Raw genomic sequence first — 18,551 nt, forward strand, 5'->3', positions numbered from 1 at the left:
GTCATTTTTAATTAGTGTCATTACATGTTCTACGGATACAATTCCATGTGATCCCATTGAATAATTTTACACATTTGTCCTGGATGTCATAGATGAGCATTCCCTCTTTAGGATCTTTGATAGAATCGTTTGTGAGATCTGGCGTTGTGCTCACGTGCGCAACTCTTGTAATCACAAATCCTTTTTCTTTTGATTCCAAAGCTATATGACCATTAGGAATAGACTCTGGCCAACCTGAAAGTTTTTCCTGAACTGTTATACCTACTTTTGTAGGTGTACCGCCGGATGTGAAATCTCCTGGTTTGGTGCAATATGCAGAAACAAATAGGAGCCTGTCTTCTACCTCACCATCTGTCGCTATGCCGGACACACTCAATATTTCTGAACTTATAGTCCCTATACGCGTGCGCACCATTTTATATCCTGTCGTAATTCCGGATGGTATTATCCCTTCTCCACTTGCAGCTCCAGAGGTCTTCCAAGTAAGAACTATATTTCCGCTTCCTGTAGCTATGGTTGCACTAGCTCGTTCCGAAGCATCAAAAACGCCGTTGTTGTTCCAGTCTATCCACGCACTTACAGTACCGGAAGCGGCGTTGTTTACATATGGCAAAGTAACGGAATATGAAGTCTGACCTGTTGAATAATCAGGTAGGTTATCGTTCTCGTCATCATAGTTTGCTAGATTAAGGTCATCGGCATCAGCTGTTGTATTTCCTGTAACAGAACTTTCATAATCCTGTCTGTTTGGTCCTATATAAATTGCCGGACTACATAATGAAGGAGCGTGCTGTGCTATCCCGTAACTTGATGGGGCATCTCCAAAATCGTAACCTGTACCCCAAACATCTGCAAACCCATATACATAATAATCAATATCACCTGTTCCCGTATCCGGATTGTTTACCCAGGCATCTGCATTATTCGGCATTACCAATCCCATTCTGATCTTAACATTTGTAAGGGTAGATCCATTTGTTAAAGATCCCAAATCTATCACAGGCAGATTTTGAGGAAGAGAAACCGTAGAACCAGTAATAGAGTAATTAGTTCCTGTGCCTCCATCTGTAAAAGACGTCGCAACATCAGAAACGGTATCACTTGTAGAAGCAAAATGATATCCTGTTACCGAAGCCGAATTTTGGACGGGAAGCAACCTGATGTTCGGATTTGTTATTTGAACACCGTTTACCGAAATACCCAATATCTTGAAATAAGCGGTCTGCCCATTACCCAAAGTCCCTTCCCAAGCTTGGTTGGCATGGTTATATGCATATATTTTGAAGGTAGTTCCAGATACATTCTGCGTCCAGAAACCTAACTTACTTATATCGATCAATACATTTGGTATTGTATTCCCTGTAGAATTGGTAAGGTTTACTCCGCCAAAATCAAATTCATTGGTTCTGGATGCGGAAGCAGAGGCATTTTGTAAATATGTAATAGCAGGAGCGGCATTTGCGCTGACATTAGATTTTGCTACCGGAACAGGCGTCGTATTTCCGCCATTTGTATTATCAAAAGTACAAGTAGGCCACATTTCAGTATCTGTATCTGTTGCTGTATTATTCCCCGGAGTAGGATCTGAAGAGTTTACCGGTGGAATTACCGTAACAGTATTGGTAAGATTACCGGTATATGCCACGGGGACATTGATAGTAACCGTGTAAGTTATTGTAGCGCCTACAGGAAGACCTATCACATCATTAAGAGCGCCCGTTTGGGAACCAGTAATACTTGTGGTCGCACCACCTGTGAGTACAGGCACGGAATAAGACATATTAGCAGCAGGGATGCCAGCTGGCAAAGAATCTGACACCGTAGCTCCAAGCACACCGTAGGGCCCGCTGGTATTGCTTACTACAATAGTATAGGTATTGGTTGTACCAGGAATATAAGAGGTCTTACCATCTGTTTTGGTAACGCTCAGATCTGCCGGGAAAGTAATTACCGCATCAGGGCAATTTGTCCCATCGTTTCCATTGGCACCAATCGAGTTGGAAATTTTCACGGCTCTACCTGTAGTTTTGTTGAATTGATAAAAGCCTGAACCATTATCTGCATTTCCAAAAATATCTCCAGAGGCATCGACATATAAAGCTCCTACGAGAGTGCCATCCGGTAATCCGCTTGCTCCGATATTGGTAACTGTTCCAGTAACAGGGTCAATAGAAACCAATATATTAGCTCCTGATACTCCTTCGTAGCCAAAAAACATTCCTGTTATTTTATCATAAACAATATCGTTCACATTTAATGATCTTGAAAGTGTAATCAATGTAGCAGTATTGGTTGTTACATCTATTCTATAAAACCTCGTTGACCCGGAATTAAGTACATAGTAATTTCCACCGTTATCAAATGCACCAGAGTTATAGCCACCTGTTGGTAAATTAGTCACAGCACCCAAGCTGGTAAATACTCCATTGGCGTCTATCCTTACCATATAGTTCGTAAAACCAGTGTCGGTTCTTATCCCATAGATCAAATTATCTACTGTATTGTAGCCAATACCATTTACTTTCATACCTACAGGAGAAGTACCTATTGAGGTGATTGTAAAAGGATTAGTGGTATTGTCTAATTCATACAGAGTTGTTGTTCCTGCTAAAGGATATTGTGACAAATAGAATTTCGTGTTACAGATAAAAGGTTTATTTGCTTTAACAATTAAGCACTGTGGTGTAATTCCGCTTGCATCCAAGCTCACATCAGTTCCTATTGTAATGTTCGAGGAGCTATTTGTAAACGCAGAGGGCATGCCTATACAAGATGCATTCAATTGTCCAGCAACATTTGTGATATCTACTTTTATTGTTGCACTTTGCCCAGGATTTAACTGTAAATTTGAAATAGCAACAGTTCCCGATCCTGGCGCAGCAACTATGCTTCCGCCTGTACCGCCAGTGATAGAAGCATTGGCAATTGGTGCAACTTTTATACCTGCAGGTAAATTATCAGTAAAAGAAATGGTCTGGAGTATGGCATCAGACAACGTGTTCGTTACTGTCCATGTATAGGTAGCTGTCCCGCCATCATAGATAGAAGTAGGCGATAATGTTTTTAATAGTTTTGGAGCAAGAGCCAAATCAACGGATATAAAGTAAGAACCACTGGCCAAAATATCGCCACCAGTGCTTTCTTGACGAAACGTTACATTTATAGGGTTAATTGAAGCTGTTAAAATACCAGAAGCATCAAATATATCAGCATCAAAATCCCATGATTCGGCAGATCCATAAATATGTCCTGCACTAATTGGGTTACGGGCAATATAATTACCGGAAATTGCGGGTCCTCCATCTGCCGAAACATTATTTTCGGAGGTCCAAGCAATAGAACTGTTTAGAGCATCCGTATCCGAACCCGTCATAGGATCCTTTAGGGATGTCAAAATATCACCCTGCCTTCCAAATTTTACATAATCCTCAAACTCTCTGTCTCCATAAGTACCCGTAACCCCTATTACAGCTTTTACATTACCTGAAGAAGGTACTTTTATGCCGGAAATATTAGTTTCTACAGTCGAATCATAAAAATATTGCCAATTATCTGCGACCGTTATACTTCTAAATTTTGAATTGGGATTAGAGTATACCACAATCATTGACCATCCACCCATATTATAAGGCTGTGGATTGGGATCTGCCAAATAAAAGCGACCACCAACACCTCCTCCTGCAGTGCTTACATATCCGTTAGCAGGGACCATAGATGTAATATCCCAAATCATCTGACCATAACCTCCGGAAATCGTACTGTCAACCATATCCGATAAAAGATTGTCCGCTAAACTGGTGGCCGATGTCAAAGTAGTGTAACCCGCAGCTCCAGGTACTTTCAGTTTTACATCTGTGAATGCATCATAATTCGAATATCCATTTTCAATTGATAGAAATACCTTTTCAATCTTTGATCCTGCAGGCAAAATCAAGTCTGCAGAGCTGGACATATTTGTAGAGCTGTCATCATCAACATCTGCTATTAACATAGTAGTATTATCGGCTGGTAAGCTATAATACCACGAATTCCCAATTATTGTTGCACCACCCTGTAATGTTTCCTGATAACGAATTTGTGCCTGTGCAGGCACTACTGCATTATTTTTTGCTAAGCTTACTGTTTTCTTTTTTTGCTGTGGGTGGATCGTTGTAGAAGATGAGGACGACCCACGCTTATCTTGTGCATTAAGGTTTAAATAGCTTATTATGATCAATAAGCCTGTCAGTATTTTTTTTATCATAAGTATTTTAGTTAAACTAAATTTTGTGTTTTAATCTCTGGGTTTACTATGCATAGTCTGCTTAGGAAACCCTATTTTTATTTTACAGAACATACCGTCTGTTCCGTTTGGAGCAGGTGTTGTGTTCCGCCCGAGACATACCGTCTGTTCCGGCTATGGTTTTTACTGTACGGTTAGTACCTTGTCAAAACTGGCCATACGATGCTCTTTCAGCATTTGTGTTCCGGAGAACTGTGTCAGTACTTCCAAGGTATAGGTACCGGATGCCATATCGGGGATTACTATAATAAGCTCCGAAGGATTGTTGGTCACCATATCATTACTTTCTACGGCAATTCTCTCCTGTGTGCCGGTATTCACAAAAAAGACCCCGTTGTTTGGATCATCTCCCGCTACCTTTATCTTATTACCGGAGATCTTCAGGTTACGGCCCGGCGTGATAAGATCATTCACAGAGCCACTCTTGACATCGGTCACCTGTAGGATGGAGCAGGCACTGTCTGCAATGCCGAGTATGCTTACTTCTATATTGGGGATCTCTGCTCTTAGCTTTTCTCCCTGGTTAAACTGGAACAGGATGTTGTGCTTGTCGCTGCTAAAGGTTTCCGAAGGGCTGTCAAAAACCCCGCGTATCTGAGTTCCGGCAGTAAAATAGCCTGTATTGACAGAATAGCCATCACACAGCTGGTAGGCCATTTCTTTCAGAAACAGGGTAGTGGCGTGCTCCATAGCAGCGGCAGATACATCTGCTCCGCCTCTGTTGACTGCGGCTTCACAGATTTGTTTAACATTCAGTGAACGCTCGCTTACAGTGCGTGCGATATAATCATTGGGATTGTCCTTAGTAAGGAGGTTCTCATAGAGATAGGCTTTGATCTTGTGTAGTACTGCCATAATTCATCAGGTATTTAAGTGTTATTTGTTAATCATTCTACCAGCCCTCTGCGCGCTCCAATAATGATTACGTTTATTTTAACGGAACGCGCTTCGGGACAGCGTGGATATGATTTGGGTTTTAAATTTGTTTTTAAGTGTTTTTTCATCATTTCACCAGCTTTGTAGGCTCTCCAATAATGATTACTTTATTTTTGCGGAGAGCGCTTTAGAATGGTCTGGATAATTATGAAATTGTGTTTGATAAGACTGGGTGCTGCCGAGCACTTAGCAACAAGGAGGTGCTCTTCCCTGGTGGTAAGAACTTGCGTGATCCGGAAAAGATATACCGTGGGGGCGGAAGATAGGAGAGGTACCCCATACAAACAATAGCATGAAATAAGCTTTTTCTGCCATGCCGGCTGCCCGCCAATGAAAATCTACGTTGCAGGCTAAAAATGATCTGCCTGATGAGACTGAAAATGAAGTGTCATTATCATAGGGACTACTGTTGATCTTTATTTCCTGGCGATTAGAGTCATTATATGTTTTTTGCACTTTATCTTCCGATGATTCAGTGCGCTTTATCAGGGTTTTAACTATTTTTTCCTTGATATAAGACTTCTTAGATTGTATGGTCTCGTTTTCAATACTGCATTTCACATCTGCTGTGTGATTATTATCCGATTGTTTTTCATTTTGTATAGATATGACAGCACCATCACTGATGGTAATGTATTCCATCCCTGTAATAACTGTCTGTGCGTATAATGCCTGTACAGAAAATATAAAGAATAACAATAGGAGGGTTTTCCAAAAAGATTTTGGAAAACCGGAGTTACTCGATATTGTTTTTGGATATGTCATTGTATAACAAAAACATCAGCAAAAGAGAAGGAAAGTAATTAACCGGGCTATAATAATGTAGATTAAGAAAAGCATAATAGCCCGATGTGTACTCTACTGAGAAGTTCAGTAACATCACTTGTGTCTGTGTTTGTGCTGCAAAGAGAATAATAAATGCTATATAGCCAAAAAAATACTCTACCTTATATGTACCTGATGTAAATTTTTGTGATATATAAAAGTGATAACTGATGATATATTTTATAATCCTAAACGGAAATGTTATGCTTGAGGAACGTTAAAAACTCTTTGTAGATAGTGATTTGAGCTCTGTAGGTATGTAAAGGGTATATGTATATTGATCGTTTTATACTATGATTGTAGTAAAAAATGAATTTATAACTCAAACCAAATATCTAACATTATGACAAAAAAAATTATTCCCGCTTTATTCTTTACAATTGGTGCTTTTTTTTACCAGGTTGATGCACAGGTAAGTAATCTGGGAATTGAAGTACACCCCGACAATGTATCCAATACGGGAACCGTGACCGGTATCTATGCAAATAGCTTCTTTATGTGGAAACCATCATTGGGATTGAAAAACATAGGAGATGTTACCAACGGAAATCCTGTTTCCGGTATAGGAAGCATCACCTCCGACGGAAGTAAAATTGCTATGTCCATTACCAATCCCGCCACCGATATTAACGAAATGACCCTGTATGATGTGGCAACACAGACACATACTTATCTGGGAGATTTGGGTGCGAATTCAGGAGGGTCAGGCAGTGCTGCTTATGGCATATCATCCGATGGAAATACGGTAGTAGGATTGGGGTGGATTTCTGGAGGTACGGCGCATCCCGTAAAGTGGAGTGCCGAAACTGGTATTATAGATATTGGCAGTACTGTAGCAGGTAATAGTGCAAGAGCCAACGCAGTGAACGCTGATGGAACTATAATTGGCGGATGGCAGGATACTGATATGGGAAGAGCTTTTGCTGTTTGGAAAAACAATATCCAGACTCTTGTTACGGAAGAAACACAATACGGTACCTTACCTTTGAATGAGGTTTCAGACGTTTCAGATAACGGAGTTTGGGCAGTAGGAAGCAGCATGCTGGGGTATGCTACCATCTGGAGCGAAGATACAGGTGTGATAAAGATCAATCATCCTGACGTAAGCCTTGAGACAGGCTTTTCTGGAGCAGCAACTTCTGTAAATGCCGATGGAAGCATAGTAGTGGGATATTTTCGTAATCTTTTTGATGGTACCGGCTCGGCACCAGATAAAGGAGAGGGCTTCATATGGACTCCGACGACTGGCAGGGTAGAACTGACTGCATATGTACAAAGCTTAGGAATTGATACCCAAGGTGTGACTTTTAATCTGCCAACAGGAATTTCTCCTAATGGGAAATATATTACAGGATGGGGGAAGAAAAACGGATCTCCAATAGGTTTTCGTCTGGAGCTGCCAGATACTGTGATGGCTGTTAACAATATTGATAAGAAAATAGGTTCCATATATCCAAATCCAGTAAAAGATGTACTGAATATTGCCGGAGCATCTATTATTACCAATGTAGAAATTTATGATATCTCGGGTCAGAAAGTTCTGGATGTCAAAGATATGAAAAGCAGGCAGCTTAATATCAATAAGCTTCCGAAAGGAACTTATTTGCTTAAAGGTCTATTTGATGGGCAAAAACACACCTTAAAAATTATTAAGGAATAAAAAAACAGGCTCCATTGAAATGGAGCCTGTTTTTTTACAGTTTGTCAATCCAGATATAGATATCTTCATCAGAAGGGATATTCAGTCTTTTTCTTAAACGGTTTTTCCGGTTTTGAACAGATTTAATTGCGGTGAATGTATAGGTAGCAATTTCTTTTGTTGAAAAGTTCAGTTTGAGATAGGCGCAAAAAGTTAATTCTGAATTAAGAATGTCAGGATATACCTGTTGAAGCTTATTGCAAAAATCTGGATAAACTTCTTTGAAACGCCCCAAAAAGGCAGAATCGTTATTTTTGGCGAGAGCTACTACCTCGTCAAAAGAATCGTTCATTTTAGATTGCAATTTTTCAAGCTCTTTGGTTTTTTCTTCTATAATGCTTTTCTTTTCTTTTTGGGATTTCTTCTCCTTATCATAGTTTCTAAAAATATATAGCAATAATAGCGATATAAAAATCAGCATTACAATGATGCTCACAATAATCTTATACAGGCGCTTTTGTTGTGATGCATTTTTTTCTTGTAAATCTTCTTTAATATTTTTATTAGCTATCGCAGCACTTTGCTTATTAATAATATTAAGGCTATCCGATAAGTGGGAGTATTTTTTAGCATAAAGCAGTGCATTTTCCTTATCTCCGGATCTGTCATACATCTCGGTCAATGTTTGATAAATCGATTTCAAATCTAATGGATTCCCCAATTTAGCTGATATTGCTTCTGCTTGTTTATAATAATAAAATGCACTGTCCCAATTATTCTTCTCGCGGTATATTTGCGCTAAAGTCTGAAAAACAGGAGATTTTGCCTCTTTACTTAATTGCTTGGAATTTATTGCTTTACGTGAATAATACATTGCTGAATCTAATTTTTTTGCATTAAAGAAACTAGTGCTAATATTAATATAAGCAGCATTTAATAAGTTTGTTCTTTCCGAAGTGTTTTTTATTTGCTTATATTGAGCTGCTGATTTTTTCAGATAGAATAACACAGAATCCTGTGGCATTTTTAATTCAATATAAAGTGCAGATTTGAGATCAAAACCACTGCCTAAAAGCTTAAATTTCGTTTCAGAATCACTTATCATATTTGCCTGCCTGATTGATTCATCAATCGCAACATGCGCATCATCATACAGACCTAAGTTAGTAAAAGCAAAAGACTTGCTTTGAAGCGCCATAATTTTATATTTGAGATTGTCAGGATTGTTTAATGTTAGATTTTCTATTTTTTCAAAATAAGGGAGAGCTTTTTTATATTGTGCCTTCATCATATACCAATTGCTTATTTGTATTAAGCATCGGTACATCCCTTTTTCATAATGAAGCTTTTCAGATTCTCTATAAACATTAGTAAGAAAATCTATATTTTTTTCCAGACTCCAATCATTTGGTTTCTCATTGGATGTGATGAGAGAATCGATTCGCTTTGGTGTATAGTACGATTGAGCCGATAAAAATGAATAAGAAAATAAAACACAAAACAATAAAATATTATGTCGAATCAGCGTAATATTATTTGAATATATTTTGTTTTTCAAATCATCTGTTGTTAATTGTTCGACACAAAAATAAAATATATTTAAATATTAAATTTAATATTACGATAAATATCTACAATCTTTTAAAGTATTAATAAATCTTTTACTGTTTATAATGATTGTGTTAAAAGCAATTATAAAATCATCGTCAGCTGAATCCTTTTCCTCGCCTCATTCACTTCCGTAACTTTGACTTGAACATGTTGATGAAGCTTTACCACCTCATTCACATCAGATACAAAACCGTCTTTCAATTGGGAGATGTGAACCAGTCCGCTTTCCTTGATTCCCATATCTACAAAACACCCGAAAGCCGTAATGTTGTTCACGATGCCGGGAAGTATCATTCCGGGTCTTATATCTTTGATGGATTTTACGTTTGGATCAAATTCAAAAACTTTGGCTGCCTTTCTTGGGTCTAATCCTGGTTTTTCCAATTCTTTTAGAATATCCTTGATTCCCAGAATTCCGATGTCATCGGTTACATATTTCTCAGGATTGATCAACGCAATTTTCTCTTTATTGGAAATCAGATCTTCTGTTTTCAAACCCAGATCTTTCGCCATTTTTTCAACCGTTTTGTAAGCTTCGGGATGCACGGCCGAATTATCCAGAGGATTCTTCGCATTCTTGATTCTTACGAAAGCAGCGGCTTGCTGATAAACTTTTTCACCCAGTCTTGGAACTCTTTTCAAGTCTTTTCGTTCTGTAAAAGCACCATTTTCTGTTCGGAAATTCACGATATTCTCTGCCATTTTCTCTCCGATTCCGGAAACGTAGCTTAATAATGATTTACTGGCGGTATTCAGATTGATCCCGACCGAGTTTACAGAACGGATCACGGTATTGTCCAGTTCTTCTTTCAGTTTGGTCTGGTCCACATCGTGCTGGTATTGTCCGACACCAATGGATTTTGGGTCGATTTTTACCAACTCGGCCAATGGGTCGGCCAAGCGTCGCCCGATGGAAACTGCACCTCGAACGGTGACATCGTAACTCGGGAATTCATCTCTGGCAATTTTACTCGCCGAATAGACCGAAGCACCAGCTTCCGAAACCACAAAAACCAGAATCGGTTTATCGAATGCGATCTTCTTGATAAAGAATTCGGTTTCCCGGCTGGCTGTTCCATTGCCAATGGAGATGGCTTCAATATTATAAGCATTTACCATCGAGCGGATCTTCTTCATGGCCATTCCTGTCTCGTTCTGTGGCGCGTGCGGATAGATATTTTCGTTGTGAAGCAGGTCGCCTTTCTCATCCAGACAGACCACCTTGCAGCCAGTCCTGTAACCCGGGTCAATTGCTAAGATTCTTTTTTCTCCCAAAGGTGAGGCCAAAAGTAATTGTTGCAGGTTTTCAGAAAATACTTCAATTGCCTTGATGTCTGCTTTTTCTTTAGCTTCTTGCAAGGCTTCATTGGAAAGCGCCGGTTCCAAAAGACGTTTGTAAGCGTCTGTAATTGCTAATTCTATTTGTTTGGCAGATGAATTATTACTTTTAATAATAGCTTTGTCGATCAGATCAAGTGCTTCATCTTTTTCGATGTCAACTGATACTTTTACAAAACCTTCGTTCTCTGCACGCAACATAGCCAATAAACGATGAGACGGAATTCTGTTCAAAGCTTCCTGCCATTCAAAATATTGTGAGAATTTCTGAGCGGCCTCGTCTTCCTTTTTAGCTTTGACTACTTTGGACGAGATCATCGCTTTTCGTTGAAAAAGTCGCCTCAGGTTTTTACGGACATAGAGATTCTCATTGATCCATTCTGCAATAATATCCCTTGCGCCCTGTAGCGCTTCATCTTCGTCGATAACATTTTGATTAACGTATTTCGAAGCAATAAACTCGATATCATCAGAACGCTGAGCCATAATGATTTTTGCCAATGGTTCCAGACCTTTTTCTCTTGCAGTGTCGGCTTTTGTTTTTTTACGTTTTTTATAAGGCAGGTAAAAATCCTCCAACTCTTGTAGGTCAAAGCTTTGTTCTATCTTTTGCTGGAGCTCAGGGCTTAATGCATTTTGTTCTTCGATAGATCTCAGGATGCTTTCTTTCCTTTTGACGATTTCCTCAAATTGCTTGTTCAGTTTGAAAATGTTTTCGATCGCCACCTCATCCAGATTCCCTGTTCGGTCTTTTCGGTAGCGGGCGATGAAAGGAATTGTACAATCCTCTGCCAAAAGCTGAAGTGTACTTTCTATATTTTTGAAGGGAATATTGAGTTGTTTTTGGATAAATTCTGAAGCTGTCATTTCTTGATTTTGAACAGTGAAAATAGTGTTTTTTAATGAATAAATGAAAGCAATTCACAACTGCGGGCGGAACGAAGTGAGCCGGCAATGTGTTGTGTTATATCTCAAAGATACTCAAAAATGAAAGATTATTTCTTAAGCTTTAGCATCACTGGAAAATGGTCACTATATCCGCCCATATATCGCGAGCCCGAATAAGTTCGGTAGGGGTATTTCAGATTTTTATTGTTTTTATTTCTAAGCCGTGGAGAATTGTAAATTTCCGCTTCAATCATTTTTATGTTGAACTGGCTCATCAATGATTGTCCTGTATAGGTAATTTGGTCAAAACAAACACCTTTTTTACCATGATAAGCGGAAAAATAATGGTTTTCAAATAAGGCCTCAAAAGGATTGTCAAGAATTTTTTCTCCATTATTATTGTAAAGCAGTTCTTGCATAGCTTCATTATCGGGATTTTCATTGAAGTCACCCATCAGAATAACAGATTCATTCTTATCAAATAACTCCTGAAGGGTTTCTTTTAGTTTCTCGAAAATATAATCTCGTTGCTCCTTTTTAGCATCTTGATTTCTTTTGGAAGGGAGATGAACAACAAAGAGATGGAGCTTTTTTCCTTGATATAAAAACTCAGCGTGCAAAATATCCCGGGTGTTAAATGCTTGCTTTTCATCCAACTGAAACTGTAATGTCTGATGTTTTTCTAAAGTCAATTTCCTTTTATCAAAAAGCAAAGCCACACTTAGATTTCGGGAGTCATTAGATAGTTCATAGATGATTTCGTAATCACAAATTGGAGAATCTTCCTGAATCAAATCTTCCAAAACCAACCTTGCGCCAATCTCAGCCAAACCAATGATAGAAGGCAATTGTCCATAATCTTCCTCAATAAAGCGGAAGACATTAGTCATCTTTCTGATTTTCAGGTTGTATTTATAATCGTCCCAATTATGAAAACCTAGCGATTCCTGATTGGGAGGGTAAAAATTCTCGACATTATAGAAAAGAAATAATTCCTGGTTCGCCATTTTACCACTTCTTTCTTCGGGTATAAATAAAGGTACAAACAACGATCAGAAGCATTAATCCTAAAGTATAAAAATAGCCATGTTTATGATGCAGTTCCGGCATATTATCGAAGTTCATTCCGTAGATTCCAGCAATGAAAGTAATAGGTAAAAAGTACACCGAATAGATTGCCAAGAGTTTCATCACCTGATTCGCTTTTTGATCGGACAAAGCCAAAAACATAGAAATGAGGTTGACCGTTTGGGCATTCACGTGGTCAAAGTCGGCAATTACATCTTTTTGTTTATCTAGCAAATCCATCACTTCCACTTCCTCGAGTTCAAGATTTTTGAATTTCGAAATCCATTCGCCGGAGATATTCAGAATTCTGGTATTGAGCCCAGATTTTCTTTTCAGTTTGTAAAGTCTTCGGATCTGGTTCGTCTGATTCGTATTTTTCAGAAAGATTTCGTTTTCCATAGCGTCCATCACTTCCAACAGTGTCTGACTCTCATCATCAAAGGTTTTCATAACCTTCAGGGCCAGTCGAAGAGCCAGCCGGTCACGCGAAATATTTTCTGGGTTATCTTTCTTCAGTTCCTCAAAAACCTCATTGATGCTTTTACTTTTCACTCTGTGGGTCGTAATGATCAATTTCGGTAACAGAAAGATCCCCAATTTACTACTAATATCACTGATACTGTTCAGATTGCGCCTTTCAAGGTCTGTAGATTCTCTGGTCAGGAAAAACTTCACTTGGTCCACTTCCTCATACTTTGGGAGGTGGTTCGGGTCTATCGTGTCCTCAAGCAAAAGATGATTGATATAATACCGCTCGTGCAAAAACCGTAGGTCTTCTTCCGTTGGCGCGGTCACGTCAATCCATTCCCAATTGGCGGTTTTGTATTTCTGTTCTATCGGCATATAACAAAACTAAATAAAATCTCAGTAATAATTATAATTTTATTTAGGGCAACTTTATCCGCCTTCCACTCCCGCTTTTTTCTTTTTTGAGAAAAAAGAAAAAGAGCTCCGTTCAAGTCGGGTTGCGAGCGATTCGATGTTTAAAGCGTTTATGAGAGATAGAAAAAATCTGTTGATCTGAAACTTATGTGTTAAATAAAATATCTATTTTTGCGGATATTTTTATCAAATTCTAAAAATGTTTAAAAGCATAATAACCGGAGTAGGACACTACGTTCCGGAAAATATAGTAACAAACGATGACCTTTCTAAGTTGATGGCTACCAACGATGAGTGGATTACGGAAAGAACAGGGATCAAAGAAAGAAGACATCGCAAAAACCGTGTAGATTCTGAGGAAACAACATCTTTCTACGGTTTCAAAGCTTCCGAAATCGCGCTTAAAAATGCCAATCTCACAGCAAAAGATATTGATTATATAGTTTTCGCAACATTATCACCGGATTATTTCTTTCCAGGTTCCGGCGTTCTTTTACAGGAAATGTTGGGTTGCGACACAATTGGCGCATTGGATGTCAGAAATCAATGTTCTGGTTTTGTCTATGCAATGAGTGTTGCTGATGCGTTTATCAAATCAGGACTGTACAAAAATGTTTTGGTTGTAGGAGCTGAGATTCATTCTTTCGGATTGGATATGAGCGACAGAGGAAGAGGCGTTTCTGTAATCTTCGGAGACGGAGCGGGAGCTGTCGTTTTATCAGCAAGCGAAGACGAAAATGCAAAAGGGATCTTATCCGTGAATATGCATTCCGAAGGAAAATATGCCGAAGAATTAGCCGTAAAATTCCCTGGGACCAAATTAGGCTGGAGTGATGTTCTGCTTAATGATCCAGATTCTTTGACAGCGGAAGATATTTATCCTGTAATGAATGGAAACTTCGTTTTTAAACACGCAGTTACAAGATTTCCGGAAACGATTTTGGAAGCGCTTGAAAAAGCAGGGAAAAAGATTGAGGATTTAGATCTATTAATTCCTCACCAAGCAAATATCAGAATTGCGCAATACGTACAGCAATTATTGCATCTGCCAGACGAAAAAGTATTCGTAAATATTCAAAAATACGGAAATACAACCGCCGCTTCTATTCCGATTGCTTTGAGCGAAGCAATTTTGGAAGGCAGAATGAAACGTGGCGATTTGGTTTGTCTGTCGGCTTTCGGAAGTGGTTTCACGTGGGGAAGCGTTTTGTTTGAATATTAGAATAAGATAAAAGAGACAAGTAAAAACAACAAATACTTAAAAATAATAAAAAGAGCTATTCACATTCTGAATAGCTCTTTTTATTATTGATTGATTTTCTGAACAACTTTATCGGATAATGACTTCAATTGCTCCATTTCATCGAGATCGAGATTCATTGCTTTTGCTAATTCAATCGGGATGCAAGTGGCTTTTTCTTTGAGCTTTACACCTTTTTCCGTCAAATAGATTTTTACAACACGCTCATCTTCTTTGCTTCGTTTTCGTTCTAGATAACCTTTAGATTCTAGTCTTTTCAACAAAGGTGTCAGAGTTCCGTTATCGAGTTGTAGAATCTCTCCAACTTGATTGACAGTCAAATCATCCTTTTCCCAGAGTGCCATCATTGTGATGTATTGCGGATAGGTCAACCCAATATTTTTCAGAATCGGACGGTAACACTGCATTATTTCGCGATGTAAAACATAAACGGAAAAGCAAAGTTGCTTGTCAAGTTTCAGTAAATCTTCCATATTGAGTTTTGAGTTAATCCCACAATTCAAAGATAGCAAATTAAGAATTCCTTAATCGTTGCTCACAGTCAATTTCACATCGATATTTCCTCTGGTAGCATTGGAGTAAGGACAAATTTGATGTGCTTTCTCAATCAATTCCTGAGCTTGTTCCAAAGAAACTCCTGGAATGTTGGCATGCAATTCTGCTTCTAATCCAAATCCTCCATTTTCGATTTGACCGATTCCTACTTTTGCAGTTACAGTAGTTTCTCCAGTTTCGATTTTACTTTGTTTGATAACCAAATTCAAGGCGCTGTCAAAACAAGCAGAATAACCCGCTGCAAAAAGCATTTCAGGATTGGCATAATCGTCGTTTGCACCACCTAAACCCTTTGGCATTCTGACTTCCAAATCCAGAATTCCGTTATCACTTTTCACGTTTCCGTTTCTTCCTCCTTTGGCTGTTGCGCCGATGCTGTACAATGTTTTCATTTTTTTTATGATTTAAATTAATTTGATAATGCAAATATATAGTGTAAAATTATATTGTGCACAATATAAAATAAAACTTTTATCAAAATCTATTATTGATGTAGACTATAAACTGTTAGAAATTATATAAAATCATAGTAACCATTATCCTTTCCAAGGATTTTCTTATCGTCAGAATTCAGCCATCTTTTAAGAATTGTGGCATAGACTTTCCTAAAATCTTCGGTATAGATCAGATCGCCGTCTTTGAGATTGGTCAAATCAGGAAGTGGATTCAATAATCCTTTTTTCTTAAGTCCGCCACTGATGAAAAACATTTGATTGGCAGTTCCGTGGTCGGTTCCGTTGCTGGCATTTTGGGCAACTCGTCTCCCGAATTCGGAAAAGGTCATAATCATCACATCATTGAATTTACCATTCTCTTTCATATCCTTCGTAAAAACTTCAACAGCGTCATTAATGTTTTTGAATAATTGATTCTGTTTCTGATTCTGATTGGAATGTGTGTCAAAACTTCCGATGGAAAGATAATAGACTTGCGTATTAATATCGGATTTGATGAGCGAAGCAATCGTTTTAAAGTCTTTTCCTATTTGTGTCGTTGGATAAACCTTGTCAGTTGGTTTGGTTTTGCTTTCCTCAAAAATATATCCAGAATTATTAATGGCATTTCCGAGTGTATTATAGAGATACGAAGCCAAATCGTGGTCGTGGTCGTGATGTTCCTCAGCCAGTTTTTTATAAAGCGTTTCCTGGCTATTGTCGAACAATTTTTTCGGGTCTTTGAAGGCGATCGCCTTGTTGTTCTCTCCTTTCATTGCGAGACTTAGAAGGTCATCCACTTCTATTGCTTGTGTAGGATTTTGACAATCATGGCAGGCTTCATCCAGATATCTTCCCAGCCAGCCGGAATTAATAAATTGTCTACTGTCACTAGCAGATTGCCAGATGTCCATACTTCGGAAGTGTGATTTGTTCGGCCCTGGGTAACCGACATTGTTCATTACTGCCAATTCTCCGTTGTCATACAGTTCTTTAAAATATTTTAGATTTGGATTGATTCCTGCTTCGTCTGTTAGCGACAAAGCGTTTTCTTCCTTAATCGAAATTTGGTTTCTGACTTTATAATAAATATCATTTCTGACAGGAATTATCGTATTGAGCCCATCATTACCACCAGATAACTGAAGAATGATGAGCGTTTTCCCATTCATTGCAATCGCTTCCGGTAAGGTCAAAGCTTTCAGGAAATTCGGAAAAAGAAATGAGGCCGCAGCCAGACTGCTAGTTTTTATGAAGGTTTTTCTATTGATAATCATAACAGCTTATTTTAACAAAGTTGATATTCTGGTGTTGACATAATAGTTATCATCAGATGTTTCTTACTTTTATCGGCATTGAATTGTGTAATCATACTCTGAATTTTCTCATTAGGATTAGCCAATAATATTTCGAATAAATCTTGGTCAAGGATGTTATTGATACTGTCCCAGTGGATGGTAATCGTGTTTTGCTTTTTGTTGACGACCACTTTTTTTTCCTCTTTTCCCATATTGACATCATCATTGGATTTTGGTTCAATATCGAGAGTTTTATAATTAGCCATTACAGAAGGGATTTTCATTCTTAAAAGTAGAGTAGAGCTGTCTATCCAGGCCATCCCGGATGGCCAGCCTGCGACATTAGGTGGTTGTAAAAGTTCCTGTCCAAGTAATTTTTCGAAGTTATAGATCGTATCTTTATTTTGTAGATCCATAGGCATTATTCGTCGGATTCCTACAATCAGTTCAACAGGAGATTTTATTTTTGCGCCAATGTTTTTTTCAGAATAAAACCAGTCGGAAAGGAAAATCTCATCCATCAGTGTCATTATATCATAATTGGATTTGTAAAATTTTTGACTGAGTGATTTTACTATCTTTTCATCAGGTGTTTCATTAACAAAAAATTGATAAATCTTTCTAGTAATAAAATCTGCACATTCCGGTTTTTCAAGAATAATGTTGATAATGTCTGTTCCATCAAAATTTCCGCTTTTCCCAAGAAATTCTTTCTCTCCTGTATCGTGTTGTTTTTTATTGTCCGTAAATTCTCCCAATCCATTATAACTCCAGCCTGTAAAAGCTCTTGCCGATTCTTTGATGTCTTTTTCTGTGTATAGATTTCCTCTCCCAAGAGTGAAAAGTTCCATTAACTCTCTTGCAAAGTTTTCGTTGGGTCTGGCTTTTTTATTCTGTTGATTATTAAGAAAATTCAACATTGCAGAAGATTTTGAAACTTCAAAAACCAGATCTCTGAAGTTGCCCAAGGCATTTTTCCGGAAGATTTCAATAATATCTTTATTAAATAAGGGATGCTGAATTCTAGTGGCAAAATGGCTGTGCCAGAAAAGTGCCATCTTTTCCCGAAGCTGGTTCGGTGTATTTATCATTTGATCATGCCAGGATTTTCTGACAGCAATATTATATTTTTTATTGAACTGATTCAGCGATTTTTTGTCCGTTGCTTTGGACATTTCCTGATATTGCTCCGGCGTTATACTTTGAACATCGGGTTGTAGGACTTCATATGAATTGATTTTCAGTTCCTGATACAATTTCTTCGAACTTATATTTTTGTATTTTTCGATATCATTATGATGAATACCAAAACCCGCTCTGGAAATCAAATGTTTATTTTTCAGGAAATTATTCATATCAGCAGCTTTTTGTTTTGAGTTAACTTTGAACGAATAGTTAAATCAAATATGATGAAAATATCGGTTTATGAATAAATTTTAATATTAATTTATGATTTTAAATAATTGAAAATTAGTTTCTTGATGCTTATATTGTTAGAGTTGTCAAACAAAAAATCGGTTTTGGCACGGAATTT

General features: G+C 38.0%; 13 protein-coding genes. 2 read left to right on the forward strand and 11 right to left on the reverse strand.

Going from position 1 to position 18,551, the window contains the following annotated elements:
* Positions 1 to 7: 7 nt before the first annotated feature.
* The 3 genes from BLT30_RS04340 to BLT30_RS04350 all read right to left on the reverse strand — a co-directional run bounded on the left by BLT30_RS04340 (position 8) and on the right by BLT30_RS04350 (position 5,983).
* Complete coding sequence (locus BLT30_RS04340; RefSeq protein ID WP_089871730.1) at positions 8 to 4,243, reverse strand: DUF11 domain-containing protein; 4,236 nt, start codon at positions 4,241 to 4,243, stop codon at positions 8 to 10.
* 162 nt (positions 4,244 to 4,405) lie between these two features.
* Entirely contained in the window at positions 4,406 to 5,137 is a 732-nt protein-coding gene (locus tag BLT30_RS04345) for a DNA-binding domain-containing protein (protein ID WP_089871732.1), read from the reverse strand.
* A 267-nt stretch (positions 5,138 to 5,404) separates the two neighbouring features.
* Positions 5,405 to 5,983 (reverse strand): hypothetical protein, encoded by a 579-nt coding sequence (locus BLT30_RS04350; protein WP_089871734.1) that lies wholly within the window; start codon positions 5,981 to 5,983, stop codon positions 5,405 to 5,407.
* Between the two features lie 403 nt (positions 5,984 to 6,386).
* Between BLT30_RS04350 and BLT30_RS04355 the strand changes: the two genes are divergently transcribed.
* Positions 6,387 to 7,703 carry a T9SS type A sorting domain-containing protein gene (locus BLT30_RS04355; protein ID WP_089871736.1) on the forward strand — a complete coding sequence of 439 codons (1,317 nt, stop codon included), beginning with the start codon at positions 6,387 to 6,389 and terminating at the stop codon, positions 7,701 to 7,703.
* A gap of 34 nt (positions 7,704 to 7,737) precedes the next feature.
* Here the strand turns inward: BLT30_RS04355 and BLT30_RS04360 are convergent, their stop codons facing one another.
* The 4 genes from BLT30_RS04360 to BLT30_RS04375 all read right to left on the reverse strand — a co-directional run bounded on the left by BLT30_RS04360 (position 7,738) and on the right by BLT30_RS04375 (position 13,430).
* Positions 7,738 to 9,240, reverse strand: coding sequence for a tetratricopeptide repeat protein (locus tag BLT30_RS04360; RefSeq protein ID WP_089871738.1), 1,503 nt, complete (start codon positions 9,238 to 9,240; stop codon positions 7,738 to 7,740).
* A gap of 134 nt (positions 9,241 to 9,374) precedes the next feature.
* Positions 9,375 to 11,498 carry a Tex family protein gene (locus tag BLT30_RS04365; RefSeq protein WP_089871740.1) on the reverse strand — a complete coding sequence of 708 codons (2,124 nt, stop codon included), beginning with the start codon at positions 11,496 to 11,498 and terminating at the stop codon, positions 9,375 to 9,377.
* Positions 11,499 to 11,626: 128 nt separating this feature from the next.
* Positions 11,627 to 12,526, reverse strand: coding sequence for an endonuclease/exonuclease/phosphatase family protein (locus BLT30_RS04370; protein WP_089871742.1), 900 nt, complete (start codon positions 12,524 to 12,526; stop codon positions 11,627 to 11,629).
* A gap of 1 nt (position 12,527) precedes the next feature.
* On the reverse strand, positions 12,528 to 13,430 hold the full coding sequence (locus BLT30_RS04375; protein WP_089871744.1) for a magnesium transporter CorA family protein: 903 nt from the start codon (positions 13,428 to 13,430) through the stop codon (positions 12,528 to 12,530).
* 238 nt (positions 13,431 to 13,668) lie between these two features.
* Between BLT30_RS04375 and BLT30_RS04380 the strand changes: the two genes are divergently transcribed.
* Entirely contained in the window at positions 13,669 to 14,691 is a 1,023-nt protein-coding gene (locus BLT30_RS04380; protein ID WP_089871746.1) for a 3-oxoacyl-ACP synthase III family protein, read from the forward strand.
* An 83-nt stretch (positions 14,692 to 14,774) separates the two neighbouring features.
* Here the strand turns inward: BLT30_RS04380 and BLT30_RS04385 are convergent, their stop codons facing one another.
* The 4 genes from BLT30_RS04385 to BLT30_RS04400 all read right to left on the reverse strand — a co-directional run bounded on the left by BLT30_RS04385 (position 14,775) and on the right by BLT30_RS04400 (position 18,372).
* A complete protein-coding gene (locus BLT30_RS04385; protein ID WP_089871748.1) occupies positions 14,775 to 15,203 on the reverse strand; it encodes a MarR family winged helix-turn-helix transcriptional regulator in 429 nt (142 codons plus the stop codon).
* Positions 15,204 to 15,254: 51 nt separating this feature from the next.
* Positions 15,255 to 15,677 (reverse strand): organic hydroperoxide resistance protein, encoded by a 423-nt coding sequence (locus BLT30_RS04390; RefSeq protein ID WP_089871750.1) that lies wholly within the window; start codon positions 15,675 to 15,677, stop codon positions 15,255 to 15,257.
* Between the two features lie 122 nt (positions 15,678 to 15,799).
* The gene (locus BLT30_RS04395; protein WP_089871752.1) at positions 15,800 to 16,996 is read right to left on the reverse strand and encodes a DUF1501 domain-containing protein; all 1,197 of its coding nucleotides are present in this window, start codon (positions 16,994 to 16,996) and stop codon (positions 15,800 to 15,802) included.
* 11 nt (positions 16,997 to 17,007) lie between these two features.
* Positions 17,008 to 18,372 (reverse strand): DUF1800 domain-containing protein, encoded by a 1,365-nt coding sequence (locus BLT30_RS04400; protein WP_089871754.1) that lies wholly within the window; start codon positions 18,370 to 18,372, stop codon positions 17,008 to 17,010.
* Positions 18,373 to 18,551 lie beyond the last annotated feature (179 nt).

This window comes from Epilithonimonas hungarica (assembly GCF_900102265.1).
Taxonomy (GTDB): domain Bacteria; phylum Bacteroidota; class Bacteroidia; order Flavobacteriales; family Weeksellaceae; genus Epilithonimonas; species Epilithonimonas hungarica.

Bases quoted from the DNA above. Each gene is read 5' to 3' on its own strand.
- BLT30_RS04340 (WP_089871730.1), bottom strand. From the start codon at position 4,243: ATGATAAAAAAAATACTGACAGGCTTATTGATCATAATAAGCTATTTA.
- BLT30_RS04345 (WP_089871732.1), bottom strand. From the start codon at position 5,137: ATGGCAGTACTACACAAGATCAAAGCCTATCTCTATGAGAACCTCCTT.
- BLT30_RS04350 (WP_089871734.1), bottom strand. From the start codon at position 5,983: ATGACATATCCAAAAACAATATCGAGTAACTCCGGTTTTCCAAAATCT.
- BLT30_RS04355 (WP_089871736.1), top strand. From the start codon at position 6,387: ATGACAAAAAAAATTATTCCCGCTTTATTCTTTACAATTGGTGCTTTT.
- BLT30_RS04365 (WP_089871740.1), bottom strand. From the start codon at position 11,498: ATGACAGCTTCAGAATTTATCCAAAAACAACTCAATATTCCCTTCAAA.
- BLT30_RS04370 (WP_089871742.1), bottom strand. From the start codon at position 12,526: ATGGCGAACCAGGAATTATTTCTTTTCTATAATGTCGAGAATTTTTAC.
- BLT30_RS04375 (WP_089871744.1), bottom strand. From the start codon at position 13,430: ATGCCGATAGAACAGAAATACAAAACCGCCAATTGGGAATGGATTGAC.
- BLT30_RS04380 (WP_089871746.1), top strand. From the start codon at position 13,669: ATGTTTAAAAGCATAATAACCGGAGTAGGACACTACGTTCCGGAAAAT.
- BLT30_RS04385 (WP_089871748.1), bottom strand. From the start codon at position 15,203: ATGGAAGATTTACTGAAACTTGACAAGCAACTTTGCTTTTCCGTTTAT.
- BLT30_RS04390 (WP_089871750.1), bottom strand. From the start codon at position 15,677: ATGAAAACATTGTACAGCATCGGCGCAACAGCCAAAGGAGGAAGAAAC.
- BLT30_RS04395 (WP_089871752.1), bottom strand. From the start codon at position 16,996: ATGATTATCAATAGAAAAACCTTCATAAAAACTAGCAGTCTGGCTGCG.
- BLT30_RS04400 (WP_089871754.1), bottom strand. From the start codon at position 18,372: ATGAATAATTTCCTGAAAAATAAACATTTGATTTCCAGAGCGGGTTTT.